We start from the raw sequence: 25524 nt of genomic DNA, 5'->3' as shown, positions 1-25524 counted from the left end.
CGTGCCCGGCCGGCCGGGGAGGCGCGCATCACGTCCCCCCGGGGCCGGGTGACCAGGGGCGCTGTGCTAGTTTGGGTTGAGCAAGCAACCTTTAAGTCCGTCCTGTGAGGCGGGGAAGGAGGCGGCACCCATGAACGACGACACCTCCACGGCCGGTCCCCCGACGGGGCCCGCGACCGCGCGCGTCATCCTCTCGGCAGCCGACATCGACCGCGCCCTGACGCGCATCGCCCACGAGATCCTCGAGTCCAACAAGGGCAGCTCGGACCTCGTCCTGCTCGGCATCCCCCGCCGCGGCTACCCGCTGGCGCAGCGCATCGCGGAGAAGATCGCCGCGACCGACCCGGACTTCGACCCCGCCGCCAGCACCGGCCAGCTCGACGTCACGATGTTCCGCGACGACCTGCGCAAGAACCCCGCCCGCACCCCCCAGCCCACGCGCATCCCGGTCCAGGGCATCGACGGGCGCACCGTGGTCCTCGTCGACGACGTCCTCTACTCCGGGCGCACCGTCCGGGCCGCCCTCGACGCCCTCGTGGACGTCGGCCGGCCCCGCGTGGTCCGCCTGGCCGTGCTCGTCGACCGCGGCCACCGCGAGCTGCCCATCCGTGCCGACCACGTGGGCAAGAACCTGCCCACCTCCTCCCAGGAGAAGGTCCGCGTCCGGCTCGCCGAGACGGATCCCGACCCCAGGGCGGCCGAGCACGCCGACTGCGTCGTGATCGAGGCACCCGCCCGGGCGGCCGGCGCATGAGGCACCTGCTCTCCACCAAGGACCTGTCCTACGACGAGGCCCTGACGATCCTGGACACCGCGGACCAGATGGCCGCCGTCGGGCAGCGCTCCGTCAAGAAGCTCCCGGCGCTGCGCGGGCGCACCGTCGTCAACCTCTTCTTTGAGGACTCGACCCGCACCCGCATCTCCTTCGAGTCGGCCGCCAAGCGGCTCTCCGCGGACGTGCTGAACTTCTCCGCCAAGGGCTCCTCGGTCTCCAAGGGCGAGTCCCTCAAGGACACGGCCCAGACCCTCGCCGCGATGAGCGCCGACGCCGTGGTGATCCGCCACTCCGCCTCCGGCTCCCCGCAGCAGCTGGCCGAGTCCGGCTGGATCGACGCCGCCGTGGTCAACGCCGGTGACGGCACCCACGAGCACCCCACGCAGGCGCTGCTCGACGCCATGACGCTGCGCCAGCACCGCGCCCGCACCGAGGGCCGCGCCGGCACCCGGGGGCTGGACCTCGAGGGCATGCACGTGGTGATCGTCGGCGACGTCCTGCACTCCCGGGTGGCCCGCTCCGACCTGTGGCTGCTCACGGCCCTCGGCGCCCGCGTCACGTTCGTCGCCCCGCCCACCCTGCTGCCCGTGGGCATCGCGGACTGGCCGTGCGAGGTCGTGTTCTCCCTCGACGAGGCCCTCGACCCCGCCCCGGACGCCGTGATGATGCTGCGCGTGCAGCGGGAGCGGATGAACGCCGCGTTCTTCCCCACCGCCCAGGAGTACGCCCGCGAGTGGGGCCTGACCCCCGAGCGGGTCGCCGCCCTCGACGCGGCCGGCGCGACCACCGCGATCATGCACCCGGGCCCGATGAACCGGGGCCTGGAGATCTCCTCCGCCGCCGCGGACTCGCCGCGCTCCACCGTCCTGGACCAGGTCCGCAACGGCGTCTCCGTGCGCATGTCGGTGCTCTACCTGCTGCTCTCCGGCGACGACCTCGACACCCCGTCCGACCCCGCACACCCCCAGGAGCGCTGAGACCGTGACCTCGTACCTCATCAAGGGCGCCGCCCTGCTCGGCGAGCAGACCGCCGACCTCCTCGTCGCCGAGGGCGTCATCCAGCGCATCGGCCCCGACCTGTCCGCCGAGGCCGGCGACGCCGTCGTCGTCGACGCCGCCGGGCTGGTCGCCCTGCCCGGGCTCGTGGACATCCACACCCACCTGCGCGAGCCGGGCCGGGAGGACGCCGAGACCGTCGAGACCGGCACCCGGGCCGCGGCCCTCGGCGGCTACACCGCCGTCTTCGCCATGGCCAACTCCAACCCCGTCGCGGACACCGCGGGCGTCGTGGAGCAGGTGCTCGAGCTCGGCCGGGCCGCCGGCTGGGTCGACGTCCGCCCCGTGGGCGCCGTGACCGTCGGGCTCGCGGGGGAGCGGCTGTCCGAGATCATGGCGATGGCCCACTCCCGCGCCGCCGTGCGGGTCTTCTCCGACGACGGGATGTGCGTGCACGACCCGGTGCTGATGCGCCGGGCGCTCGAGTACGTCAAGGGCTTCGACGGCGTCGTGGCCCAGCACGCCCAGGAGCCCCGGCTCACCGAGGGCGCCCAGATGAACGAGGGCACCGTCTCCGCCGAGCTCGGCCTCACCGGCTGGCCGGCGGTCGCGGAGGAGGCGATCATCGCCCGCGACGTGCTGCTCGCCGAGCACGTCGGCTCCCGCGTGCACATCTGCCACCTCTCCACCCGGGGCTCCGTGGACATCGTGCGCTGGGCCAAGCAGCGCGGCATCGACGTCACCGCCGAGGTCACCCCGCACCACCTGCTGCTCACCGACGAGCGCGTCCGCACCTTCGACCCCGTCTACAAGGTGAACCCGCCGCTGCGCACGGACGAGGACGTCCACGCCCTGCGCCGGGCCGTCGCCGACGGGACGATCGACGTCATCGGCACCGACCACGCCCCGCACCCGGCCGAGGACAAGGAGTGCGAGTGGTCCTGCGCGGCCAACGGCATGACGGGCCTCGAGACCGCCCTGTCGGTCGTGCAGCTCAGCCTCGTGGACACCGGCCTGCTCACCTGGCGCGACGTCGCCCGGATCACCTCCGAGACCCCGGCGAGGATCGGCCGCCTCGGCACCCAGGGCCGGCCCCTCGCGGAGGGCGAGCCCGCGAACATCACGCTCTGGGACCCCGCCGCCACCACGGTGGTCGACCCGGCCCGGCACGCGTCGAAGGGCCGCAACAGCCCCTACCGCGGGATGGAGCTGCCGGGCGCCGTGCGCGCGACCTTCTTCCGCGGCCACCCGACCGTCCTGGACGGCGCCCTGAACAGCCCGGCGCCCCGCGCCTGAGCGGGGCCCGCCCCCGAACCCCACGTCCTTCCCCCTCACCGCCTGGAGGCTCCCGTCCCATGGGATACCAGTTCACCACCGTGGTCGTCACGGTCCTCGTGGTCGCCGCCCTGTTCGCCCTGATCCGCCGGGGCTGGACCTCCCGCGTGCGGCGCCAGTCCGGGATCGCCCCGCTGCCGGAGCTGCCGGCGGGGGTCGAGGACCGCGAGCCCCTCCTGGCCGTGCCGGGGATGTACGTGAGCACCACGGAGGCCGGCGCCCCGCTCGAGCGGATCGCCGCCCGCGGCCTGGGCCTGAGCGCCCGGGCCCGCGTCCTCGTCCTCGACGAGGGCGTGCTCTACGACCGCCGGGGCGCCCCCGCCCTCTTCGTGCCCGCCGCGGACGTCGTCTCGGTGGGCACGCAGTCCGGGATGGCCGGGAAGTTCGTGGAGAAGGACGGCCTCGCCGTGCTCACCTGGACGCTCGGCGACACCGTCGTGGACACCGGCTTCCGCACCCAGCACGCCGAGGACAAGCAGCGCTTCCTGTCCGCCGTCGAGGCCATCGCCCCCGGGCTGCGCGCCTGAGCCGGCCCCCCAGACCCTTCCGACCCGCAGCAACGAACGTGAGGACGACCTTGAGCTCGATCACCACTGAACCCGCCGTGTTCGTGCTGGAGGACGGCCGCGTCTTCCGCGGCCGCGCCTACGGCGCGCTCGGCACCGCCCTCGGCGAGGCCGTGTTCTCCACCGGCATGACCGGCTACCAGGAGACCATCACCGACCCCTCCTACGCAGGCCAGCTCGTGGTGCAGACCGCACCGCACATCGGCAACACCGGCGTCAACGCCGCAGACGCCGAGTCCCGGCGGATCTGGGTCGCCGGCTACGTCGTGCGCGACGCCGCCCGCCGCCCCTCCAGCTGGCGCTCCGAGGGCCCCCTCGACGAGCAGCTGGCCGCGCAGGGCGTCGTCGGGATCCAGGACGTCGACACCCGGGCGATCACCCGCCACCTGCGCGACCGCGGCGCGATGCGCGGCGGCATCTTCTCCGGCGACGCCGCCCTGCGCCCGGAGGCCGAGCTCGTGGCCGAGGTCGCCGCGAGCGAGCGGATGGAGGGACGCTCCCTCGCCGAGACCGTCACCGCCCCCGAGGCCTACGTCGTGGAGCCCGCCGAGCACGGCTGGACGGGCGAGGTGCGCCACGAGCTGGTCGCGGTGGACCTGGGCATCAAGTCCATGACCCCGCACCGCTTCGCCGAGCGCGGCGTGCGCGTGCACGTGGTCCCCGCCGGCACCGGGTTCGAGCAGATCGCGGCCCTGCGCCCCTCCGGCGTGTTCTTCTCCAACGGCCCCGGCGACCCCGCGACCGCCCGGACCCAGATCGAGACCCTGCGCGAGGTGCTGCGCGCCCGGATCCCCTTCTTCGGGATCTGCTTCGGCAACCAGCTCCTGGGGCGGGCGCTGGGCTTCGGCACCTACAAGCTCGTCTTCGGCCACCGCGGGATCAACCAGCCCGTCCTGGACCGGAGGACCCGCCGGGTGGAGATCACCGCGCACAACCACGGCTTCGCCGTCGACGCCCCGCTGGAGGGGCCGGTGACCGCCCCGGAGGCCGAGTTCGGCCGGGTGGAGGTCAGCCACGTGTGCCTCAACGACGACGTCGTCGAGGGCCTGAACTGCCTGGACCTGCCCGCGTTCTCGGTGCAGTACCACCCCGAAGCCGCCGCCGGCCCGCACGACGCGTCGTACCTCTTCGGGCGGTTCGTCGAGCTGATGGACAGCTACCGTGACGGCCCGGCCGACACCACCATCGACAACGCCGTCCCCGGCGGCGCGCAGGGCGCGCAGGAGACCCGGGACGCAGACACGGAAGGGCAGCACTGACATGCCGCGCAGGACAGATCTCAAGAGCGTGCTGGTCATCGGCTCCGGGCCGATCGTCATCGGCCAGGCCGCCGAGTTCGACTACTCGGGCACGCAGGCCCTCCGGGTGCTCAAGGAGGAGGGCCTCCGCGTCATCCTCGTGAACTCCAACCCGGCGACCATCATGACCGACCCCGAGTTCGCGGACGCCACCTACGTGGAGCCCATCACCCCCGAGGTCGTCGAGAAGATCATCGCCAAGGAGCGCCCGGACGCCGTGCTGCCCACCCTGGGCGGGCAGACCGCGCTCAACACCGCGATCGCCCTCGACGCCAACGGCGTGCTCGAGAAGTACGGGGTGGAGCTGATCGGCGCCAACGTCGAGGCCATCAACCTCGGCGAGGACCGGGAGAAGTTCAAGGGCGTCGTCGAGCGCTGCGGCGCCGAGTCCGCCCGCTCGGTCATCGTCCACTCCATGCCGGAGGCCCTGGCCGCCGCCGAGGAGCTGGGCTACCCGATGGTCGTGCGCCCCTCCTTCACCATGGGCGGCCTCGGCTCCGGCATGGCGTACAACGAGACCGACCTGCACCGCATCGCCGGCGCCGGCATCCAGTACAGCCCCACCTCCGAGGTGCTCCTCGAGGAGTCCATCCTCGGCTGGAAGGAGTACGAGCTGGAGATGATGCGCGACAAGAACGACAACGTCGTGGTCGTGTGCTCCATCGAGAACTTCGACCCCGTGGGCGTGCACACCGGCGACTCCATCACCGTGGCCCCGGCCATGACGCTCACCGACCGCGAGTACCAGAACCTCCGCGACATCGCGATCGCCGTGATCCGCGAGGTCGGCGTGGACACCGGCGGGTGCAACATCCAGTTCGCGATCGAGCCGGACACCGGCCGCGTCGTCGTCATCGAGATGAACCCGCGCGTCTCCCGCTCCTCGGCCCTCGCGTCGAAGGCCACCGGCTTCCCGATCGCCAAGATCGCCACGAAGCTGTCCCTGGGCTACACCCTCGACGAGATCCCCAACGACATCACCCGCAAGACCCCCGCCTCCTTCGAGCCGACGCTGGACTACGTCGTCGTGAAGGTCCCGCGCTTCGCGTTCGAGAAGTTCCCCGCCGCGGACCCCACGCTGACGACCACCATGAAGTCCGTGGGCGAGGCCATGGCCATCGGGCGCAACTTCACCGAGGCCCTGCAGAAGGCCATGCGCTCCCTCGAGCAGAAGGGCTCGGCGTTCTCCTTCGAGCGCCCCGAGCTCGACGCCGCCGGGCTGGACCGCCTGGTGGAGGCGGCCCGCACCCCCACCACGGAGCGGATCCACCAGGTCCAGCAGGCACTGCTGGCCGGCGCGAGCGTGGAGCGGCTCTACGAGGCCACGGCCATCGACCCGTGGTACCTCGACCAGCTCGTGCTGCTCAACGAGGTCGCCGAGGCCGTGCGCCAGGACCCCGACCTCACCCCCCGGACGCTGCGGCTGGCCAAGCGGCACGGCTTCTCCGACGAGCAGATCGGCGCGCTGGTCCACCTCGACGAGGCCGTGGTCCGCGGCGTGCGGCACGCGCTGGGGATCCGTCCCGTCTTCAAGACCGTGGACACCTGCGCGGCCGAGTTCGAGGCGTTCACCCCGTACCACTACTCCTCCTACGACGAGGAGTCGGAGGTCGGGCAGCACGAGTCGCCCTCGGTGATGATCCTGGGCTCGGGCCCGAACCGGATCGGGCAGGGCATCGAGTTCGACTACTCCTGTGTGCACGCGTCCATGGTGCTGCGCGAGGCGGGCTACGAGACCGTCATGGTCAACTGCAACCCGGAGACCGTCTCCACCGACTACGACATCTCCACGCGCCTGTACTTCGAGCCGCTCACGTTCGAGGACGTCATGGAGGTCGTCGAGACCGAGCGGCGCACCGGCGGGCTGCTGGGCGTGTTCGTGCAGCTGGGCGGGCAGACCCCGCTCAAGCTCGCCGCCCAGCTCAAGGCCGCGGGCGTGCCGATCCTCGGCACGACCCCGGAGGCCATCGACCTCGCGGAGGACCGCGGCGAGTTCGCCCGGGTGCTCGGCGAGGCCGGCCTGCGCCAGCCCAAGAACGGCACGGCCTCCACGTTCCAGGACGCCAAGCGGATCGCCGACGAGATCGGCTACCCCGTGCTCGTGCGCCCCTCCTACGTCCTGGGCGGGCGCGGCATGGAGATCGTCTACGACGAGGCCGCCCTGGCCCGCTACCTCGAGAACGCCACCGAGGTCTCCCCGTCCCGGCCGGCGCTGATCGACAAGTTCCTCGAGGACGCCATCGAGATCGACGTGGACGCCCTCTACGACGGGACCGACCTCTACGTGGGCGGCGTCATGGAGCACATCGAGGAGGCCGGGATCCACTCCGGCGACTCCGCGTGCACCCTGCCCTCGATCACCCTCGGCCCGGACGTGGTCGAGCGGGTGCGGGAGGCGACCCTGGCGATCGCCCGCGGCGTCGGCGTGCAGGGACTGATCAACATCCAGTTCGCCCTGGCCTCCGACGTCCTCTACGTCATCGAGGCCAACCCGCGCGCCTCCCGCACGGTCCCGTTCGTCTCCAAGGCGACGGGCGTGCAGATGGCGAAGGCCGCCGCCCTCATCGGCACCGGCACGACCATCCCGGAGCTGCGCCGGCAGGGCTTCCTGCCCGCGCGGATCGACGGGACCACCCTGCCGTCCTCGGCGCCGGTGGCCGTGAAGGAGGCCGTGCTGCCGTTCGCCCGGTTCCGCACCGCCGAGGGCGCCGTGGTCGACTCCCTGCTCGGGCCGGAGATGCGCTCCACGGGCGAGGTCATGGGCATCGACAAGTACTTCGACACGGCGTTCGCCAAGGCCCAGGCCGGCGCGGGCGGGCCGCTGCCGACCTCCGGGCGGCTCTTCGTCTCCGTCGCGAACAAGGACAAGCGGTCCTCGGTCGTCTACGTCCGCATGTTCCGCGACCTCGGCTTCGAGATCGTCTCCACCGGCGGCACCGCCGAGGTGCTGCGGCGCAACGGCATCGACTCCACCGTGGTGAAGAAGATCCGCGAGGGGCACGAGGGCGAGCGCACCATCGTGGACCTCGTCACCGACGGGGAGATCGACCTGATCTTCAACACCCCCTCCGGCGGCGACGCGCGCGGGGACGGCTACGAGATCCGCGCGGCGGCCACGAGCGTGGGCGTGCCCATCATGACCACGGTCGCCGAGTGCGGCGCGGCCCTGCAGGCCGTCACCGCCCTGCGCTCCTACGCCTGGGACGTCACCAGCCTGCAGGAGCACGAGGCGCGGCTGCGCGAGGCCGTGGCCGCGGCGGAGCCCGAGGTCGTCCGTGCCTGAGGCCGCGGCCCCGGCCCGGGCGCCCTTCGGCGCGCGGCTGGCCGCGGCCATGGACGCCCACGGGCCCCTGTGCGTGGGCATCGACCCGCACCCCGCCCTGCTCGACGCCTGGGAGCTGCCCCGCACCGCCGAGGGCGTGCGCCGGTTCGCCCGCACGGTGCTGGAGGCCGCCGCCGGGCACGCCCCGGCGATCAAGCCGCAGGTGGCCCTCTTCGAGCCCTACGGCGCCGCGGGCTTCGCGGTCCTGGAGGAGCTGCTCGCGGAGGCCGCCGCGGCGGGCGTGCTGACCGTCGCCGACGCCAAGCGCGGGGACATCGGCTCGACCATGGAGGCCTACGCGGCCGCGTGGCTGGGCGAGGGCTCCCCGCTGGCGGCCGACGCCGTGACGCTCAGCCCCTACCTCGGCTTCGAGTCGCTGCGCCCGGCGCTGGACCTGGCCGCCCGCACCGGCCGCGGCACGTTCGTGCTCGCCCTGACCTCCAACCCGGAGGGCCGCTCCGTCCAGCACGCCGGCGGGGCCGCCTCCGTGGCCCGCGCCGTGGCCGAGGCCGCCGCGGCGGAGAACGCCCGCCTCCTGGCCGGGACGGGCACGGCCGGCGCCGCGACGGCGGGGCCGGCCGGCCGGTCCGCCACGGGCTCCTGCGGGCTCGTGGTCGGGGCCACCGTCGGCGACGCCCTGGCGGAGCTCGGGATCGACCTCACCGCCGTGCGGGGCCCGCTGCTCGCCCCCGGCTACGGCGCCCAGGGGGCGCGCGCGGAGGACCTCCCGGCCGTGTTCGGCGCCGCGGGCGGCCAGGTGCTGGCCGCGTCGAGCCGCGCGATCCTCCGCGAGGGCCCCGCGGTGCCGGCCCTGCGGGAGGCCGTGCGGCGCTCCGCCGGCGAGCTGGCGGAGGCCCTGGGCTGACGCCCGGCCGGAGAGCCCCGGCGCGAGCCCCCCGCCCGGGGCCGCGCCGGGGCTCTCCCGTGCCCGGGGGGACCCCCCGCTCCTCGCGCTCCGCAGCGACACGCCTGGTCACGCGCGGGTTCCACCTGTTTACGATCCATCGTTAGTCATGTAGTTTCAGATGCAAACGGGCTGTCCGTCCCACCGCGGGACGGGGGCTGCGGCCCGTCGTGACGAGGAGGATCTACATGGCACTGCGTCCGTTGACCGACGACGAGCGGGCCGCCGCGCGGGAGAAGGCCACGAGGGCGCGCACCGCCCGCGCCGACGTGAAGAAGGGCCTGCGGGAGCGGCGGATGACGGTGGCGCAGATCCTCGAGCGCGCCGACCAGGACGAGGCCGTGAGCCGGCTGAAGGTCTCGGACCTGCTCGAGTCCACCCCGGGGATCGGGAAGGTCCGGTCCGCGGCGATCATGGACGAGATCGGCATCGCCCGCACGCGCCGGCTGCGCGGGCTCGGCGTGCACCAGCGCAGGGCGCTCATCGAGCTCCTGGACCGCTGAGCACCGGCCGCGCGCCCCCGGGGAGAGCGGGGGCGCGCGGCGGCCCGGCGCGATCGGCTAGATTGAGGGGACACACCCCACCCCCAGGAGGATCCCCGTGAGCCCTGACGCGCCCCGCGACGTGCCGACCCGCGTCCCCGGCGACGAGACCGGACGCCCGTCCCTCACCGTGCTCGCCGGCCCCACGGCCGTGGGCAAGGGCACCGTCTCCACCTATGTCCGGGACCACTACCCGCAGGTGCTGCTGTCGGTCTCCGCGACCACGCGCGACCCGCGCCCCGGCGAGATCGACGGCGTGCACTACTTCTTCGTCTCCGACGAGGAGTTCGACGCCATGGTCCGCGACGGGCAGATGCTGGAGTGGGCCGTCGTGCACAACTCCCACCGCTACGGCACCCTGCGCTCCACCGTGGAGCACGCCCTGGAGGCCGGGCGCAGCGTGCTGCTCGAGATCGACCTGCAGGGCGCCCGGCAGATCCGCAACACCATGCCGGAGGCGAACTTCGTCTTCCTGGCCCCGCCCAGCTGGGACGAGATGGTCGCCCGGCTCGTGGGCCGGGGCACCGAGACCCCGGAGCAGCAGCGGGTCCGGCTCGAAACCGCTAAACTGGAGCTCGCGGCTGAGCCGGAGTTCGACCACACCGTCGTCAACGACCGCGTCGAGCGCGCCGCCGCCGAACTCGTGTCGCTCATGGGGGTCGACCCCGTGCAGGCATCCTGAACCCGTCCACCTCGTCTGGAGCAATCGCTTGTCTACCCACGCCAAAGGCATCATCCACCCGCCGATCGACGCCCTGCTGAAGAAGTCCGACTCCAAGTACGGGCTCGTGATCTTCGGCGCCCGGCGCGCCCGGCAGATCAATGCCTACTACTCGCAGCTGCACGAGGGGCTGTTCGAGTACGTCGGCCCGCTCGTCGACACCCAGCTCAACGAGAAGCCGCTGTCCATCGCCTTCCGCGAGATCGACGAGGGGCTCATCGAGGGCCGCCCCGTCGAGCACGCCGGCTTCGCCGAGAACGGCCAGCTCACCACGGAGGAGGACCTCGCCGCCGACGTCTTCGGCGCCGACTTCTTCGCCCAGGGCACCGAGGAGGACACGACCGGGTTCTCCGCCGGGTCCGCCTTCTCCGACGGCGCCTCCGTGGACTTCTCCACCCCGCTCGGCGACCTGCCCGGCGGCGAGCCGGACCGTGACGCCTCCGGTTCCGGCGACGCCGCGGACGAGGTCCCGGAGGAGCCCGGACAGGCCCCCGGCGACCTGTGAACAGCCCGGCAGGCCGCCGCGGCCCCGACGACGCCCCCGTGAGCGCACTCGTGAGCACACCGTGAAGGTCGTCCTGGGCGTCGGCGGGGGCATCGCCGCGTACAAGGCGGCGCTGCTGCTGCGCCTGTTCACCGAGAGCGGCCACGACGTCGTGCCCATCCCCACGGAGGCGGCGCTGCGGTTCGTGGGCGCCCCCACGTGGGAGGCACTGTCGGGGCACCCGGTCAGCACGGACGTGTTCGACCGGGTGGACGAGGTCAACCACGTCCACCAGGGGCAGACCGCCGACCTCGTCGTCGTCGCCCCCGCGACCGCGGACCTGCTCGCGCGCGCCGCGCACGGGCTCGCCGACGACCTGCTGACCACCACGCTGCTGGCCACGCGGGCGCCCGTGCTCTTCGCCCCGGCCATGCACACCGAGATGTGGCTCAACCCCGCGACCCAGGCGAACGTGGACCTGCTGCGCGCCCACGGGCACACCGTGCTCGAGCCGGCCGTCGGCCGGCTCACCGGCCCGGACTCCGGCCCCGGCCGGCTGCCCGAGCCCGAGGCGATCCACGACGCCGCCCTGCGCCTGGCCGCCCGGGACGAGCCCGCCGCCGGGCCGCTGGCCGGTCTGCGCGTGCTCGTCAGCGCCGGCGGCACCCGCGAGCCCCTGGACCCCGTGCGCTTCCTCGGCAACCGCTCCTCGGGCAAGCAGGGCATCGCCGTCGCCGCCGCCGCCCGCGACGCCGGCGCCGACGTCGTCCTCGTGGCCGCGCACCTGGAGGCCCCCGTCCCCGCGGGGGTGGAGGTCGAGCACGTGGGCACCGCGGAGCAGCTGCGCCGCGCCTGCGTGCGCGCGGCCGCCCGCGCCGACGTCGTCGTGATGGCCGCCGCGGTCGCCGACTACCGGCCCGCCCGGGTCGCCGACGCCAAGATGAAGAAGGCCGAGGACGGGTCCAACCCCGTCATCGAGCTCGTGCGCAACCCCGACGTCCTGCGGGAGCTGGTGGACCTGCGCAACACCGCCCGGCGCCGCCAGCTCGTCGTGGGCTTCGCCGCCGAGACCGGCGACGACCGGACCGACCCGCTGACCTTCGGGCGGCAGAAGCTCGCCCGCAAGGGCTGCGACCTGCTGGCCGTCAACCAGGTGGGGGAGAACCTCGTGTTCGGCCAGGACGCCACCGTGCTCACCGTCCTCAGCGCCGCCGGGGGCCCCGAGCAGGTGCTCGAGGGCTCGAAGGCCGACGTCGCCCGCGGGCTCGTGGAGCGCATCGGGCAGGAGCTGGCGGCCGTCCGCGCCTGAGCGGCGCCACCCGGAGCGACCCCTGGCGCGCTGCGGCGTCCGGGGCGGACGGTAGTGTGGTCTCCCGTGAGCGAGACGACCCAGCACCTGAGACTGTTCACCTCCGAGTCCGTCACGGAGGGCCACCCCGACAAGATCTGCGACCAGATCAGCGACTCCATCCTCGACGACCTCCTGCGCCAGGACCCCGAGTCCTCCGTGGCCGTCGAGACGATGGTGACCACGGGCCTCGTGCACGTGGCCGGCGAGGTGAAGACCCGCGGCTACGTGGAGATCCCCAGCGTGGTGCGCAAGTGCCTGCTGGACATCGGCTACAACTCCTCGGTGCACGGCTTCGACGGGGAGTTCTGCGGGGTCTCGATCAGCGTGGGCGAGCAGTCCCGGGAGATCTACGAGGGCGTCTTCAAGTCCCTCGAAGTGCGCGAGGGCACCGCCGTGGACGCCCGCGACGCCCAGGGCGCCGGGGACCAGGGCATCATGTTCGGCTACGCCTCCAACGAGACGCCGGTGCTCATGCCGGCGCCCATCTCCATCGCCCACCGCCTCTCCGAGCAGCTCACCCGCGTGCGCAAGACCGCGGTGCTGCCCGAGCTGCGCCCGGACGGCAAGACCCAGGTCACGGTCGGCTACGACGGCGACCGGCCCGTCACCGTGGACACCGTGGTGGTCTCCTCCCAGCACGCCGAGGGCTACGACCTCGACCAGCTGGCCTCCGACCTGAGCCAGAGCGTCATCACGCCCGTGCTCCAGGAGTCCGGGCTGGACCTGTCCGCCACGAAGGTGATCATCAACCCCGCCGGCAACTTCGTGCGCGGCGGGCCCGTGGGCGACGCCGGGCTGACCGGGCGCAAGATCATCGTGGACACCTACGGGGGCATGGCCCGCCACGGCGGCGGCGCGTTCTCCGGCAAGGACCCCTCGAAGGTGGACCGCTCCGCCGCGTACGCGATGCGCTGGGTCGCCAAGAACGTGGTGGCCGCCGGTCTCGCCGACCGGGTCGAGGTGCAGGTCGCCTACGCGATCGGGCGCGCCGCCCCGGTGGGCCTCTACGTCGAGACCTTCGGGACCGAGAAGGTCGACCCCGCCCGGATCGAGCGGGCCATCCACGAGGTCTTCGACCTGCGCCCCCTGGCGATCATCCAGGACCTGGACCTCAAGCGGCCCATCTACGCGCAGACCGCCGCGCACGGGCACTTCGGCCGCACGGGACCGGACTTCACCTGGGAGCGCACGGACAGGGTCGCGGACCTGCGGTCGGCCGCCGGGGCCTGAGCATGGACCCGGAGGAGCCCCCGGCCGCCGCGGAGGCCCCGCGGCAGCTGTCCCTCCTCTCGGGCTTCCCGCCGCGGCCCCCCCGTCCCGACGCCAAGGGCGTGGGCGCCGCGCTGCCGGCCGAGCACGACCCCGTCGCGCGGGTGCTGCTGGACACCCACGTCCCGCACCTGGACCGGCCCTTCGACTACGCCGTGCCGGCCGAGCTGGCCGCCACGGCGGTGCCCGGGGTGCGGGTCAAGGTCGGGTTCGGCGGGCAGGTGCTCACGGGCTTCGTCCTGGAGCGGGCCGCCGACTCCGAGGTGATGACCCGCCTGCAGCCGCTGCGCCGGGTGCTCTCGCCCCTGCCCGTGCTCGCACCGGAGATCGCCCGGCTCGCGGAGGACGTCGCGGCGCGCTCGGCCGGCACCGTCGCCGACGTCGTGCGCGTGGCGGTCCCCCCGCGCGTCGCCCGCGTCGAGAAGGAGGTCGAGAGGGAGGTCGAGCAGCGCCTCGCCGAGGGCCCGGACCGCTCCACCGGCCTGTCTCCGCAGGCGCCCGGGCCCTCCCACGACGCCGCGTGGGCCGACTACGCCGGCGGCCCGGCGGTCCTGGCCGAGCTGGGCGCCGGGGGCGCGCCGCGGGCCGTCGTCGAGGTCCTGCCCTCCCACCCCGCCCACGACTGGACCGACGTGCTGGCCGCCGCCGTCGGGGCCGCCTGGCGGGCCGGGCGCGGGGCCGTCGCGGTCGTGCCGGACCAGAAGGCCCTCGCGCGGCTGGAGCGCGCCGTCGCCGCCGAGATCGGCGCCGAGCACCTCGTGCGCCTGCACGCCGAGGACGGCCCCACCCCCCGCTACCGCGCGTTCCTGGCGGCGGCCACCGGGCAGGTCCGGGTGGTGCTGGGCACCCGCTCCGCCGCCTACGCCCCGGTCGACGACCTGGGCCTGGTGTGCTGCTGGGACGACGGGGACGAGAACCTCGTCGAGCAGCGCGCCCCCTACCAGCACGCCCGCGACGTCCTGCTGCTGCGCGCCGAGCGCACCGGGTGCGCCGCCCTGTTCGCCGGCCACGCCGTGAGCCCCGAGGCCCTGCGGCTGGTCGTGTCCGGGTGGGCCCGCCGGGTCGCCCCGCCCCGGAACGTGCTGCGCACGCACATGCCCCGGATCGTGTCGACCGCCGATTCCTACCACGCCGCCCGCGACCCCCTGGCCAGCCGCGCCCGGCTGCCCGAGACCGCGTTCCGGGCCGCCCGCGAGGCCCTGGCCCGCGGGCCCGTGCTCGTGCAGGTCGCCCGCGCCGGCTACGCCCCGCACCTGGCGTGCGAGCGCTGCCGCGAGCCCGCCCGGTGCGCGCACTGCGAGGGGCCCCTGGGCGTGGTCTCGCGCCGAGGCGTGCCGCGCTGCGGGTGGTGCGGGCGCTCCGCCCACGGGTGGGCGTGCGCGGCGTGCGGGTCCCCGCGGATGCGCCTGGTCACGGTCGGGGCCCTGCGCACCGCCGAGGAGCTGGGCCGGGCGTTCCCGCAGGTGCCCGTGGTCGCGTCCTCGGGCGAGACCGTGCGCGCCACCGTGCCGGGCACGCCCGCCCTGGTGGTGGCGACCCCGGGGGCGGAGCCGGTGGCCGAGGGCGGCTACGCGGCCGCGCTGCTGCTCGACGGCAACCTGATGCTCATGCGCCCCGCGCTGCGCGCGGCGGAGCAGACGCTGCGCCGGTGGTTCAACGCCGCGGCCCTCGTGCGCCGGGCCCGGGACGGCGGCGTGGTGGTCGTCACCGCGGAGCACGAGAGCGCGGTGGGCGCCCTGGTGCGCTGGGACCCGGCCGGGCACGCGGAGCGGGAGCTCGCCGAACGGCAGGCCCTGGGGCTGCCCCCGGCGGTGCGCTCGGCGGCGCTGACCGGCCCGGCCGCGGCGGTGGCCGCGTTCCTCGCCGCGCTCGAGCTGCCGCCCGGGGTGCGGGTGATCGGCCCGACCCCGCTCGAGGACCACGAGCCGGGCCCGGCGGGGGAGCCCGCCCCGCACCGGGTGCTGCTGTTCTTCGGCTACGGGACCGCGGCGGAGGTCACCCGCCGGCTGCGGGCGGCCCGGGCCGAGGCGTCGGCGCTGCGCAAGCACGCCCCGGTGCACGTGCGCTGCGACGTCACCGACCTGCTGTGAGCCGCCGCTCGTGGACGCCGCGGGCGACGTCGAGCAGGGCCCGCGCCGAGTCCTCCCAGGAGTATGCCCGCGCACGCTCCAGGCCGGCCAGCACGCGGGCCCGGCGCCGCCGCGGGTCCTCGAGGGCGCGCACGGCGGCCGCGAACGCGGCGTCGTCGTCGGCGGGGGCGTAGCCGGCCGCGTCCCCGGCGACCTCCCGGAAGATCGGCAGGTCGCTGCACACGACCGGGGTGCCCGCGGCGAGCGCCTCCACGACCGGCAGGCCGTAGCCCTCGGCGCGGGAGGCGGTGAGCAGGGCCGCCGCCCGGCCCAGCAGCCGCGCGTACTCGGCCTCGGAGACCCCGCCGTGGAAGACGACCCGCGCCCCGGCCGGGACGAGGGCCTCCAGCTCGGCGCGGCGGCCCGGCGAGATGCCCGAGAGCAGGTGCAGCTCGTGGTCGGGCAGCCGGGCGGCGGCGCGGAGCAGGGTCTCCACGTTCTTGTAGGGCAGGAACGCCCCCATGTAGAGCAGCACCTTCTCCCGGCCGGGCAGCCGGGCGAGGGCGGCGGCGGGCTCGAGCACGGAGCCGGGCCGGGGGGCGTTGGGCACCACGTGCACGGGGCGGCGGGTGAGCCGGCGGGCGGCGATGAGCTCCCGGGTGGTGTCCGAGACGGTGACCACCGCGTCGGCGCGGTCCAGGAGCACCCGCTGCGGCCACCAGGCCTTGTGGTAGAGCCGCCAGCCCCCGCGCACGGGGGCGGGCAGGTCCGCGGGAGGCTGCGGGTGGTCGTAGTAGATGAGGTCGTGCAGGGTGAGCACCAGCCCGTGCCGGCGGCCGGCGGAGCCCATGGTCTGCATGGGGGAGAAGACGACGTCGGGGCGGTACCGGTTCACGACCAGGGCCGTGGCGGCCTCGGCCGCGGACACGGGGGAGGGGCCGGTCACGTGGGGGACGTCGGGGAGCATCGCCAGCTGCCGGGGGTCGCTCACGAGCATCGCGAGGTCCAGCCCCGGGTCGGCCGCGGCCAGCCCGGCCATGGCCCCGATCAGCCCGGCGCCGTAGCGGCTGATGCCGTCGTGGCGCCCCAGCCGGGTGTAGCGGGCGTCCATGAGCAGCCTCACGGGCCGCTCCTGCGGTGCCGGCCGCGCCGCACCACCTGCTGCAGGCCGGTGAACTGGGCGGTCTCGGGCTCGGCGGCGCCCGCGGGCGGGAGCTGCTCGTGCAGGGCGGGCGGGGCGTCGGCGGGCTCGGGGGCGGGGCCGGTGAGGAACCCGTCGACGAGCTGCGCGGTGCGCCCCGGCGCCTCGTAGTGGATGAGGTGGCCCAGGCCCTCCAGCACCTCCAGGCGGTGGCGGGGGATCCAGGAGGCCATCCGCCGCTGGGCGGGCACGGAGCCGAGCTCGTCCTCGGCGCCCACGACCAGCAGGGTCGGCATGGTCAGCTGCATGGCGACCTCCGCGACCGTGTGGGAGACCGACGCCTCGTAGGCCTCCATCAGCACGTCGCGGTCCGCGAAGACGGAGAAGTAGGCGCGGTGCTGGTTGCGCACGTAGCGGCGCAGCCCCGGGTCCGGGGACTTCGTCATCACCTCGCTCATCCCGTCGGTGACGGCGCCGCTGGCCAGCAGGCGGCGGCCGAGTGCCGCGGGCAGGACCCTCCCGAGCCGGTAGTAGGTGCCCGTCAGCCGGCTCAGCGCCGCGCGGCTGCCCTCGAGTGCGGGCTCGCAGATGGGGTTGACCAGCACGAGCCGCTCGACCATGGCAGGGTGGGCCGCGGCGAAGTGGGCGGCGACCACCGAGCCGAAGGAGTGGCCCAGCAGCACGATGCCGCGGCCGGGCCCGCCGTCGGCCTCCACTGCCTTCTCGTCTCCCGAGCCGGCCCCGGGCGTGCTCCCGGGGGCGGGGCGGTCGTGCACGGCCCCGGCGGTGAGGACCTCGACGAAGCGGCGGAGGAACTCCGCGTACCCGGCGACGTCGTGGGGGCGGTCCGGGAAGGGCTCGGAGCGGCCGAAGCCGGGGAGGTCGGGGACGACGACGTGGTAGCGGTCCCGCAGCCGGTCTGCGATCAGCTGCAGGCCGTGGTGGTCGCCGCGGAAGCCGTGGACCATGACGACCAGGGGCTTGCGGGTGCGGTCGACGTCGTAGAACCAGTACCGGACCTTGTAGCCGTCGAGCACGACGCTGCGCCGCTCCGCGTACGGGTTGCGCTCCGGCCAGGGGCCCTCCGCGACCGGCTCCCGGCCGGCGGGGCCCTGGGGCGCGGTGCTCTCCGACATCCTGTCCTCCCTGCGGGCCGGTGCTCGTCCGGTGTCCGCCGGCCCGCTGTCGATGCTATCGGCTCGCCGCGGATCCCCGGCCCGGCGCGGCCGGGGCGCGTCCCGCTGGGCTAGGATGGGACGGATCCCACCACCGTCGGCGCGCCGCCGGGGCCCCGTGATGCCCGGACGCCGCCGACGCGACCGCGAAGGCGAGGAACGTGACCGAACAGCAGCACACGACCGAGACCACCGGGTACGACGTCCGCGCCATCGAGGCGCGGTGGCCGGCGTTCTGGGAGGAGCAGAAGGTCTACGCGCCCGTCGACGACGGGACGCGGGAGCGCCGCTACGTCCTGGACATGTTCCCGTACCCCTCCGGCGACCTGCACATGGGCCACGCGGAGGCGTTCGCGATGGGCGACGTCGTCGCCCGCTACTGGCGGCAGAGGGGCTACGACGTCCTGCACCCGATCGGCTGGGACTCCTTCGGCCTGCCCGCCGAGAACGCGGCCATCAAGCGCAACGCGCACCCGGCCGAGTGGACCTACGCGAACATCGCCACGCAGAAGGCGTCCTTCCAGCGCTACGCCATCAGCGCGGACTGGTCCCGGGAGATCCACACCTCCGACCCGGAGTACTACCGGTGGACGCAGTGGCTGTTCCTGCAGTTCCACCGCAAGGGACTGGCGTACCGGAAGAACTCCCCGGTCAACTGGTGCCCGAAGGACCAGACCGTGCTCGCCAACGAGCAGGTCGTCAACGGCGCGTGCGAGCGCTGCGGCACCCCGGTGACGAAGAAGGCCCTGAACCAGTGGTACTTCAAGATCACCGACTACGCCGACCGGCTCCTCGACGACATGGCCGCGCTGGAGGGCCACTGGCCCGAGCGCGTGCTGGCGATGCAGCGCAACTGGATCGGCCGCTCCGAGGGCGCCCACGTGCGGTTCGTGATCGAGGGGGCCGGCGAGGACGGGGCCGACCGCGAGGTCACCGTGTTCACCACCCGTCCCGACACCCTCTACGGCGCCACGTTCTTCGTGGTGGCCGCGGACGCGGAGCTGGCCGCGGAGGTCGTGGCCCCCGAGCACGCCGCGGAGCTGGCCGCCTACCGCGAGCAGGTCAAGGCGCTGTCCGACATCGAGCGCCAGGCCACCGACCGGCAGAAGACCGGCGTGTTCCTGGGCCGCCACGCGGTCAACCCGCTGACCGGCGAGAAGCTGCCCGTGTGGGCCGCCGACTACGTGCTGGCCGACTACGGCACCGGGGCGATCATGGCCGTGCCCGCCCATGACCAGCGCGACCTCGACTTCGCCCGCACCTTCGGCCTGCCCGTGCGGGCCGTGCTCGACACCGGCGAGGAGGACCCGGCGGCGACCGGCGTCGCCACGACGGGCGAGGGCACCCTGATCAACTCGGGCGAGCTGTCCGGGCTGGAGAAGACCGAGGCCATCGAGAAGGCCATCGGCATGGTCGAGGCCGCCGGCACCGGCAACCGCCAGGTCAACTTCCGGCTGCGCGACTGGCTGCTGTCCCGCCAGCGCTTCTGGGGCGCGCCCATCCCGATCGTGCACTGCCCGGCCTGCGGGGAGGTGCCCGTGCCCGAGGACCAGCTGCCCGTGCGGCTGCCCGACGACCTGCGCGGGGAGCAGCTCGCGCCCCGCGGCCAGTCGCCGCTCGCGGCGGCCGAGGACTGGGTCAACGTCGAGTGCCCCGCCTGCGGCGGCCCCGCCCTGCGGGACACCGACACCATGGACACGTTCGTGGACTCCTCCTGGTACTACCTGCGCTTCGCCTCCCCGAACGACGAGAACGCCGCGTTCGACCTCGAGGAGACCCGCAAGTGGCTGCCCGTGGACCAGTACGTGGGCGGCGTGGAGCACGCGATCCTGCACCTGCTCTACTCCCGGTTCTTCACCAAGGTGCTCCACGACCTCGGGCTCGTGGACTTCACCGAGCCGTTCAAGGCGCTGCTGAACCAGGGCCAGGTGCTCAACGGCGGCAAGGCCATGTCCAAGTCCCTGGGCAACGGCGTGGACCTGGGCGAGCAGCTCGACGCGTTCGGCGTGGACGCGGTGCGCCTGACCATGGTCTTCGCCTCCCCGCCCGAGGACGACGTGGACTGGGCCGACGTCTCCCCGCAGGGCTCCCAGAAGTTCCTCGCCCGCGCCTGGCGCCTGGCGCAGGACGTGGCCTCGGAGCCGGGCGCCGACCCGGCGGCGGGGGACCGGGCCGTGCGCCGGGCCGCACACCGGGCCGTGGAGGACGCCGCGCAGCTCCTGGACGCCGGGAAGTTCAACGTGGTCATCGCCAAGACCATGGAGCTCGTCAACGTGGTCCGCAAGGCCATCGACTCCGGCTGCGGTCCCGCCGACCCTGCCGTGCGCGAGGCCGTGGAGGCGGTGTCGGTGCTGCTGTCGCTGGTCGCCCCGTACACGGCCGAGGACATGTGGCACGCGCTGGGCCACGAGGGCTCCGTCGTCGTCGCCGGCTGGCCGGCCGTGGACCCGGCCCTGCTCGTGGACGACACCGTCACCGCCGTCGTCCAGATCAAGGGCAAGGTCCGGGACCGGCTGGAGGTGCCGGTGGACATCACTGAGGACGCGCTGCGCGAGCTCGCCCTGGCCTCGGAGACGGTCCGCCGCCAGCTGGGCGACGCCGAGATCCGCAAGGTGATCGTGCGGGCGCCCAAGCTCGTCAACATCGTGGCCTGAGCCCGCCCGTGGACCCGGCCGTGGACCAGGTGGCGGACCCCGAGGCGGACGCCGTTCCGGAGCCCCCGGCGGCGCGGCGCCGGATCGCGGTGGTCACCGACGATGCCGCCGCCCTGCCCCCCGCGTGGCTGGAGACCGCCGCGCGGGAGGGCGGGCTGGAGGTCGTGCAGATGCCCGTGATGATCGACGGGCAGATCTTCCCCGTCCCCGACGGCCCGCACGACGACGAGATCCCGCAGGCCCTGATCCTCGCGCTGGCGGAGGGACGGCCGGTGACCACCTCCCGGCCCTCCCCGGGGCAGTTCCGGCGGGTCTACCAGCGGCTGCAGGAGGCGGGCTACGAGGGGATCGTCTCCGTGCACCTGTCGGCGGAGCTGTCCGGGACCACGGGGGCGGCCCGCATCGCCCGGCAGGCCATCGACGTGCCCGTCACGGTCGTGGACTCCCGCACCGCGGCGATGGCCCAGGGCTTCGGGGCGCAGAAGGCGTGGAACGTCGCCGGGACCGGCGCCGGGCAGGAGGAGGTCGCCGCGGCCGCCCGCGAGGGCAGCCGCGACAACACCCTGCTGCTGTGGGTGCCCTCCCTGGACTCGCTGCGCCGTGGAGGGCGGATCGCCCCCTCCTCGGCGGTGCTCAACGCCGTGCTGCAGATCCGCCCGCTGCTGTCGATCGCCGACGGGAAGCTCGTCGCCGTGGAGAAGCCCCGCTCGCCCGCCCGTGCCCGCGCGCGGTTCGCGGCGCTGGTGGGCGAGGCCCTGGCCACCTCCGAGCACGAGGACCCGGTGCTCGTGATGCACCACCTCGGCGACGAGAACGGCGCCCGTGAGCTCGGCGAGGAGCTCGTGGAGGCCCACCGCCCCGACGCGACGCTCGTCGTCTCCCAGCTCCCGCCCGTCCTGGCCGCCCACGTGGGCCTCGGGGCGCGCGCCGCGGTCGTCGAGGGCCCCTCCGCCCGGCCCGTCCTGCACCCGGTGCCGCCCGGGAGCTGAGCTCCCGCCCCACCAGCCTCCCGCTCCATCCGCTCCGCGGAGGGCCCGGTGTCCGGGCTCCCCAGCCGCCCCGCGCGGGCGCTCCCGTCCCCAGCCGGGCTCCGCGCGCTCCGCGGAGGAGGGTCGCGGGGGTTGGCTGGTCCCCATGACCGGCACCGCGCACCACGGCAGGCGCCGCCCGACGCCGTCCGACCCCGAACCCCATGTCGGCCCCGGCCCCGGCCCCGGCCCCGGCTCCGGCCCCGGCCCCGGCCCCGGCGCCGGTACCGGCTCCGGCCCCGCCTCCGGCTCCGCGGAGCGGCTGGCGGCGCTGCTCGCCGAGGCCTCCTCCGGTCCTCGCGGCGACGACCCTGCCGGCACTGCCGGCGGCGTCCCCGGCGGCGTGCCGTCCGGGACGCCTCCCCGCCGGCCCGGTGAGGACCCCTCCGGCGCCGGGACGGGCCCGGGACACCGGTGGGAGGTCGCCGCCCGCACCCGCGTCCCGCACTCCCTCCTGCTCCTGGCCCTCGCCGGGGTGGCGGTCCTGGCCTGGGCGGTGCTCGGACCGGGCCCCGGCGCAGGGGAGGGCTCCGCCCTGGCCGAGGTGGATGTGGCAGGACCCTCTGCCGCGACGGCCCCCGCCGCGGCACCGTCCGGTGCCATGCCCGGTGCCATGCCCGGTGCCATGCCCGGTGCCATGCCCGGTGCGTTGCCGGGTGCGTCGTCCGGTGCTCCGCCGCCCCGCGCGGCGCCGGGCACGGGGCCCGCCGACGGGGCCGCGCCGGGCGGGACCCTGCTCGTGCACGTCACCGGGGAGGTGGCGCGTCCCGGCGTGGTGGAGGTGGCGGCCGGCGACCGGGTCGTGGACGCCGTCGAGGCCGCCGGGGGGCTCACGGGGGCCGCCGTCACCGGGGGCGTCAACCTCGCCGCCCCCGTCGCCGACGGGCAGCAGGTGCTCATCCCCGGCGCGGACAGCGACCCCGCCGCCGGGGCGCCCGCCCCGTCCCCCGGTTCCCTGTCCGCTGCTGTCCCGTCCCCGGACGGGGCCGCGGCGCCCGGAGCGCCCGCCGCGCCCGGCGCAGGTGGCCCGCTGGACCTCAACGCCGCGACGGCCGCGGACCTGGAGGCGCTGCCGCGGGTCGGGCCGGTGCTCGCCGAGCGGATCGTCGCGTTCCGGGACGGGCAGGGCGGGTTCACGTCCGTCGAGGAGCTGGACGCCGTCCCGGGGGTCGGCCCCGCCGTGCTGGAGGCCCTCCTGCCCCTGGTGACCGTGTGAGGAGCCTGTCAGCGTGGTGGGCCGGGGCCCTGGAGCACCAGGCCCACCGGGATGCCCGCGCACCCGGGCGGACGTGGGACCTGCGCCTGCTCCCGGCCGCCCTGGCCGCCTGGGCCGCCGGGATGCTGGGCACGCGCCTGCCGCTCGCGCAGGCCGCGCTCGGGGCCGCGGCGTGCGTCGTGGTGCTCGCGCTCCTGGGGGCGGTGCTCCGGGTCGTCCTGCGGGCTGTGGCGGACGTCGTAGCGCGGGGACCCGCGGCGGGCCAGCCTCCAAGTCCCCGTCCCCCGGGACATGGCGCGGGCCGGGCCGGCGCAGCTGGTGGGGCTCGCGCCGACGGGAGGCGGAACGGACCCCCGCGCGGGAGCGCATCCTGGTCGGCGCTGGCCCTGGCCGCCCTCGCCGCGGCGGCCGTGCTGCTCAGCGCGGCCGCCGACCGGCCGGCGACCGGGGCCCTCGGCACGGTCCTGACCGACGGCGGGACGCTGACCGTCACCGCCCGGGTGCTCGATCCGCCGCGACCGTGGTCGGCCCCGGGGCCGGACGCCCCCGCCGCCGGGGAGGACCGCACGGGGGTGGTGCTCGAGCTGGCCCTGGAGGAGATCGTGCACGAGGGGCACCGGGAGCGGGTGGAGACGCCGGCCACCGTGTTCGCGGACGGGCCCGCGTGGGCCGGGCTCGCCCCCGGCGCCCGCCTCACCGCGGTGCTCCGGGCCGACGGGGGTCAGGAGGCCGGCACCCCCGTGCTGCGCGCCGCCGCCCCGCCCGGCGTGCTGCCCGCCCCGGAGCGCACCGCCCGGGAGGACGTGCGGGCGCGGTTCGTGGTCGCGGCGGCGGGCCTGGGCCCCGACGCCGCCGGGCTGCTCCCCGGCATGACCTTCGGCGAGCGCTCCGGCCTGGATCCCGAGCTGGAGCAGGCCATGAAGGACACCGGGCTGACCCACCTCACCGCCGTCTCGGGCTCCAACTGTGCTCTCGTCACGGCCCTGGCCGGACACGCGGTCCTCGCCCTGGGCGCGGGCCGGCGCACCTGCCTGCTGGCCGGCCTCGGCGCCCTCGGCGCGTTCGTCGCCCTGGTGGGCCCCGACCCCTCGGTGCTGCGCGCCGCGGTGATGGGAGCGCTCGGGGCCGCCGGCCTGCTCACCGGCCGGACCGCCCTCTCCCTCACGACCCTGGCCGGCGCCGTCGTCGCGCTCCTCGTGGTCCGCCCGGCGCTCGCCGCGGAGTACGGGTTCGTGCTCTCCGTGCTCGCCACCGCCGGGATCGTGGTGAGCGCCCGCCCGCTCGCCCGGCTGCTGGGGACCCGGGTCCCGGAGGTCCTGGGGATCGCCGTCGCGGTCCCGGCGGCCGCCCAGGCGTGGTGCGCTCCCGTGGTGGTGCTCCTCCAGCCCGCCGTGCCCGTGTACTCGCTGCCCGCCAACGTCCTCGCCGGACCCCTCGTGCCGCTCGTGACCGTGTGCGGCCTGGCCGGCCTGCTCCTGCTGGGCCTGCCCGGCGCCCCCGCAGCGCTCGCCGAGGCCGCCCTCGTGCCGCTCACCGCGGGTGCCGCGGGCACGCGACTGGTCGCCGGGACCGCCCGCCTGTTCGCCGGCGCCCCGGCCGCGCTGGCCCCGTGGCCGGACGGGCCGGCCGGGGCGCTGCTCATGGCCGTGCCGAGCGCGGCCTTCGTGCTGGGCGTCCACGTCCTGGACCTGCGGCGCCGGCGCCCGCGGCCGGTCAGCGGGACCCTCCGGGACGGACCGGCCCCGCCCGCCCCCACGGAGGAGGACCGGCGCCGGGCGGCCCGGCGCCGACGCCGGCGGCGCGCCGCGGTCGCCGTCCTGGCCCTGCTCCTGCTCGCCGGTCCCGTCCTCCGGGCCGTGCTCGACGCCCGCAGGGGCCCGCCGGACTGGCAGGCCCTGGTCTGCGACGTGGGCCAGGGGGACGCCGTCCTGCTGCGCACCGGCCCGGGCCGGGCGGTGCTCGTGGACACCGGCCCCGAGCCCCGGGCCCTGGAGCGGTGCCTGCAGCGGGGCCGGGTCGAGCGCCTGGACCTGGTGGTCCTCACCCACGCCCACGCCGACCACACCGGCGGGCTCCCCGGGGCGCTCCACCGCGCGGACGTCGCCGAGCTCTGGTACTCCACCGCGGCCCCCGGCCCCCCGGAGCAGGTCCACGCCGCCGCACCCGGCACGCCCGTGCACCGGCCCGCCGCGGGGGAGACCCGCACCCTGGGGGACCTGCGGCTCACCGTGCTCGCACCGCAGGGACCCGCCCCGCGACGGCGGGGGCCCGCGTCGTCGTCCGAGGAGAACGACGCCTCCCTGGCCCTGCGCGCCGAGCTCACCGGCCAGGACGGCACGACGGTCTCCTGGCTGCTCGCCGGGGACCTCGAGGAGGACGGGGCCCGTGCCCTGCTGCGCACCGCCGGGCCCCTGGCCGACGTCGACGTCCTGAAGCTCTCCCACCACGGGGCCCGCAACGGCGGCACCGACATCATCGACGCCGCCAGCCCGCGCCTGGCCGTGGTCTCGGTGGGCCGGGACAACGACTACGGCCACCCCCACCCGCAGATCCTGTCCCACCTCGCCCGCGCAGGCGTGCCCCTGCTGCGCACCGACGAGCACGGGGGCGTGTTCCTCCTCCGCGAGGGGGACCGGCTCCGGGCCGTCCCCGCCGACCGCTGAGCCGTCCGCGGGGGG

General features: G+C 75.5%; 19 protein-coding genes. 17 read left to right on the top strand and 2 right to left on the bottom strand.

Annotated elements, in window-relative coordinates:
• Positions 1 to 130: 130 nt before the first annotated feature.
• From pyrR to IEW07_RS11325, 13 genes are all read left to right on the top strand, one after another.
• The gene (gene pyrR / locus IEW07_RS11385) at positions 131 to 754 is read left to right on the top strand and encodes a bifunctional pyr operon transcriptional regulator/uracil phosphoribosyltransferase PyrR (RefSeq protein ID WP_188537308.1); all 624 of its coding nucleotides are present in this window, start codon (positions 131 to 133) and stop codon (positions 752 to 754) included.
• Positions 751 to 1752 carry an aspartate carbamoyltransferase catalytic subunit gene (locus tag IEW07_RS11380; RefSeq protein WP_188537306.1) on the top strand — a complete coding sequence of 334 codons (1002 nt, stop codon included), beginning with the start codon at positions 751 to 753 and terminating at the stop codon, positions 1750 to 1752. The genes pyrR and IEW07_RS11380 overlap by 4 nt, the downstream gene beginning before the upstream one ends.
• Positions 1753 to 1756: 4 nt before the next feature.
• On the top strand, positions 1757 to 3067 hold the full coding sequence (locus tag IEW07_RS11375) for a dihydroorotase (protein ID WP_188537304.1): 1311 nt from the start codon (positions 1757 to 1759) through the stop codon (positions 3065 to 3067).
• 59 nt (positions 3068 to 3126) lie between these two features.
• Positions 3127 to 3633 carry a PH-like domain-containing protein gene (locus IEW07_RS11370; RefSeq protein ID WP_188537302.1) on the top strand — a complete coding sequence of 169 codons (507 nt, stop codon included), beginning with the start codon at positions 3127 to 3129 and terminating at the stop codon, positions 3631 to 3633.
• A gap of 50 nt (positions 3634 to 3683) precedes the next feature.
• Positions 3684 to 4931: a glutamine-hydrolyzing carbamoyl-phosphate synthase small subunit gene (gene carA / locus IEW07_RS11365; protein WP_188537300.1), complete on the top strand. Its 1248-nt coding sequence runs from the start codon at positions 3684 to 3686 to the stop codon at positions 4929 to 4931.
• 1 nt (position 4932) lies between these two features.
• Complete coding sequence (gene carB / locus IEW07_RS11360; RefSeq protein ID WP_188537298.1) at positions 4933 to 8253, top strand: carbamoyl-phosphate synthase large subunit; 3321 nt, start codon at positions 4933 to 4935, stop codon at positions 8251 to 8253.
• A complete protein-coding gene (pyrF, locus tag IEW07_RS11355) occupies positions 8246 to 9157 on the top strand; it encodes an orotidine-5'-phosphate decarboxylase (protein ID WP_188537296.1) in 912 nt (303 codons plus the stop codon). The genes carB and pyrF overlap by 8 nt, the downstream gene beginning before the upstream one ends.
• A gap of 227 nt (positions 9158 to 9384) precedes the next feature.
• Positions 9385 to 9699 (top strand): integration host factor, actinobacterial type, encoded by a 315-nt coding sequence (gene mihF / locus IEW07_RS11350; RefSeq protein ID WP_188537294.1) that lies wholly within the window; start codon positions 9385 to 9387, stop codon positions 9697 to 9699.
• Between the two features lie 97 nt (positions 9700 to 9796).
• Positions 9797 to 10420: a guanylate kinase gene (gmk, locus tag IEW07_RS11345; RefSeq protein WP_229741791.1), complete on the top strand. Its 624-nt coding sequence runs from the start codon at positions 9797 to 9799 to the stop codon at positions 10418 to 10420.
• Between the two features lie 28 nt (positions 10421 to 10448).
• Entirely contained in the window at positions 10449 to 10964 is a 516-nt protein-coding gene (gene rpoZ / locus IEW07_RS11340; protein WP_188537293.1) for a DNA-directed RNA polymerase subunit omega, read from the top strand.
• Positions 10891 to 12252, top strand: a complete 1362-nt coding sequence (coaBC, locus tag IEW07_RS11335) for a bifunctional phosphopantothenoylcysteine decarboxylase/phosphopantothenate--cysteine ligase CoaBC (RefSeq protein WP_503826678.1) — start codon at positions 10891 to 10893, stop codon at positions 12250 to 12252. The genes rpoZ and coaBC overlap by 74 nt, the downstream gene beginning before the upstream one ends.
• Positions 12253 to 12318: 66 nt before the next feature.
• Positions 12319 to 13524, top strand: a complete 1206-nt coding sequence (gene metK / locus IEW07_RS11330) for a methionine adenosyltransferase (RefSeq protein ID WP_188537289.1) — start codon at positions 12319 to 12321, stop codon at positions 13522 to 13524.
• A gap of 2 nt (positions 13525 to 13526) precedes the next feature.
• Complete coding sequence (locus IEW07_RS11325) at positions 13527 to 15653, top strand: primosomal protein N' family DNA-binding protein (protein WP_188537287.1); 2127 nt, start codon at positions 13527 to 13529, stop codon at positions 15651 to 15653.
• Here the strand turns inward: IEW07_RS11325 and IEW07_RS11320 are convergent.
• Positions 15637 to 16755, bottom strand: a complete 1119-nt coding sequence (locus IEW07_RS11320) for a glycosyltransferase family 4 protein (protein ID WP_188537286.1) — start codon at positions 16753 to 16755, stop codon at positions 15637 to 15639. The genes IEW07_RS11325 and IEW07_RS11320 overlap by 17 nt on opposite strands.
• Positions 16752 to 17909: an alpha/beta fold hydrolase gene (locus tag IEW07_RS11315; RefSeq protein ID WP_188537285.1), complete on the bottom strand. Its 1158-nt coding sequence runs from the start codon at positions 17907 to 17909 to the stop codon at positions 16752 to 16754. Before IEW07_RS11315 ends, IEW07_RS11320 begins: the two co-directional genes overlap by 4 nt.
• Positions 17910 to 18109: 200 nt before the next feature.
• On the opposite strand from IEW07_RS11315, the gene leuS reads away from it, so the two are divergent.
• From leuS to IEW07_RS11295, 4 genes are all read left to right on the top strand, one after another.
• On the top strand, positions 18110 to 20602 hold the full coding sequence (gene leuS / locus IEW07_RS11310) for a leucine--tRNA ligase (RefSeq protein WP_188537282.1): 2493 nt from the start codon (positions 18110 to 18112) through the stop codon (positions 20600 to 20602).
• Positions 20603 to 20622: 20 nt separating this feature from the next.
• Positions 20623 to 21591 (top strand): DegV family protein, encoded by a 969-nt coding sequence (locus tag IEW07_RS11305; protein ID WP_229741790.1) that lies wholly within the window; start codon positions 20623 to 20625, stop codon positions 21589 to 21591.
• A 145-nt stretch (positions 21592 to 21736) separates the two neighbouring features.
• The gene (locus IEW07_RS11300) at positions 21737 to 22846 is read left to right on the top strand and encodes a ComEA family DNA-binding protein (protein WP_229741788.1); all 1110 of its coding nucleotides are present in this window, start codon (positions 21737 to 21739) and stop codon (positions 22844 to 22846) included.
• Positions 22843 to 25509: a ComEC/Rec2 family competence protein gene (locus tag IEW07_RS11295; RefSeq protein WP_188537281.1), complete on the top strand. Its 2667-nt coding sequence runs from the start codon at positions 22843 to 22845 to the stop codon at positions 25507 to 25509. The genes IEW07_RS11300 and IEW07_RS11295 overlap by 4 nt, the downstream gene beginning before the upstream one ends.
• Positions 25510 to 25524 lie beyond the last annotated feature (15 nt).

It is taken from the genome of Kocuria dechangensis (genome assembly GCF_014636775.1).
GTDB classification, from domain to species: domain Bacteria; phylum Actinomycetota; class Actinomycetes; order Actinomycetales; family Micrococcaceae; genus Kocuria; species Kocuria dechangensis.
The sequence above is the reverse complement of the archived record's forward strand: the minus strand, read 5'-3'. Positions and strand labels throughout refer to the sequence as shown.

Bases quoted from the DNA above. Each gene is read 5' to 3' on its own strand.
- IEW07_RS11315 (WP_188537285.1), bottom strand. From the start codon at position 17,909: ATGTCGGAGAGCACCGCGCCCCAGGGCCCCGCCGGCCGGGAGCCGGTC.
- mihF (WP_188537294.1), top strand. From the start codon at position 9,385: ATGGCACTGCGTCCGTTGACCGACGACGAGCGGGCCGCCGCGCGGGAG.
- IEW07_RS11380 (WP_188537306.1), top strand. From the start codon at position 751: ATGAGGCACCTGCTCTCCACCAAGGACCTGTCCTACGACGAGGCCCTG.
- carB (WP_188537298.1), top strand. From the start codon at position 4,933: ATGCCGCGCAGGACAGATCTCAAGAGCGTGCTGGTCATCGGCTCCGGG.
- IEW07_RS11325 (WP_188537287.1), top strand. From the start codon at position 13,527: ATGGACCCGGAGGAGCCCCCGGCCGCCGCGGAGGCCCCGCGGCAGCTG.
- IEW07_RS11300 (WP_229741788.1), top strand. From the start codon at position 21,737: ATGACCGGCACCGCGCACCACGGCAGGCGCCGCCCGACGCCGTCCGAC.
- IEW07_RS11370 (WP_188537302.1), top strand. From the start codon at position 3,127: ATGGGATACCAGTTCACCACCGTGGTCGTCACGGTCCTCGTGGTCGCC.
- pyrR (WP_188537308.1), top strand. From the start codon at position 131: ATGAACGACGACACCTCCACGGCCGGTCCCCCGACGGGGCCCGCGACC.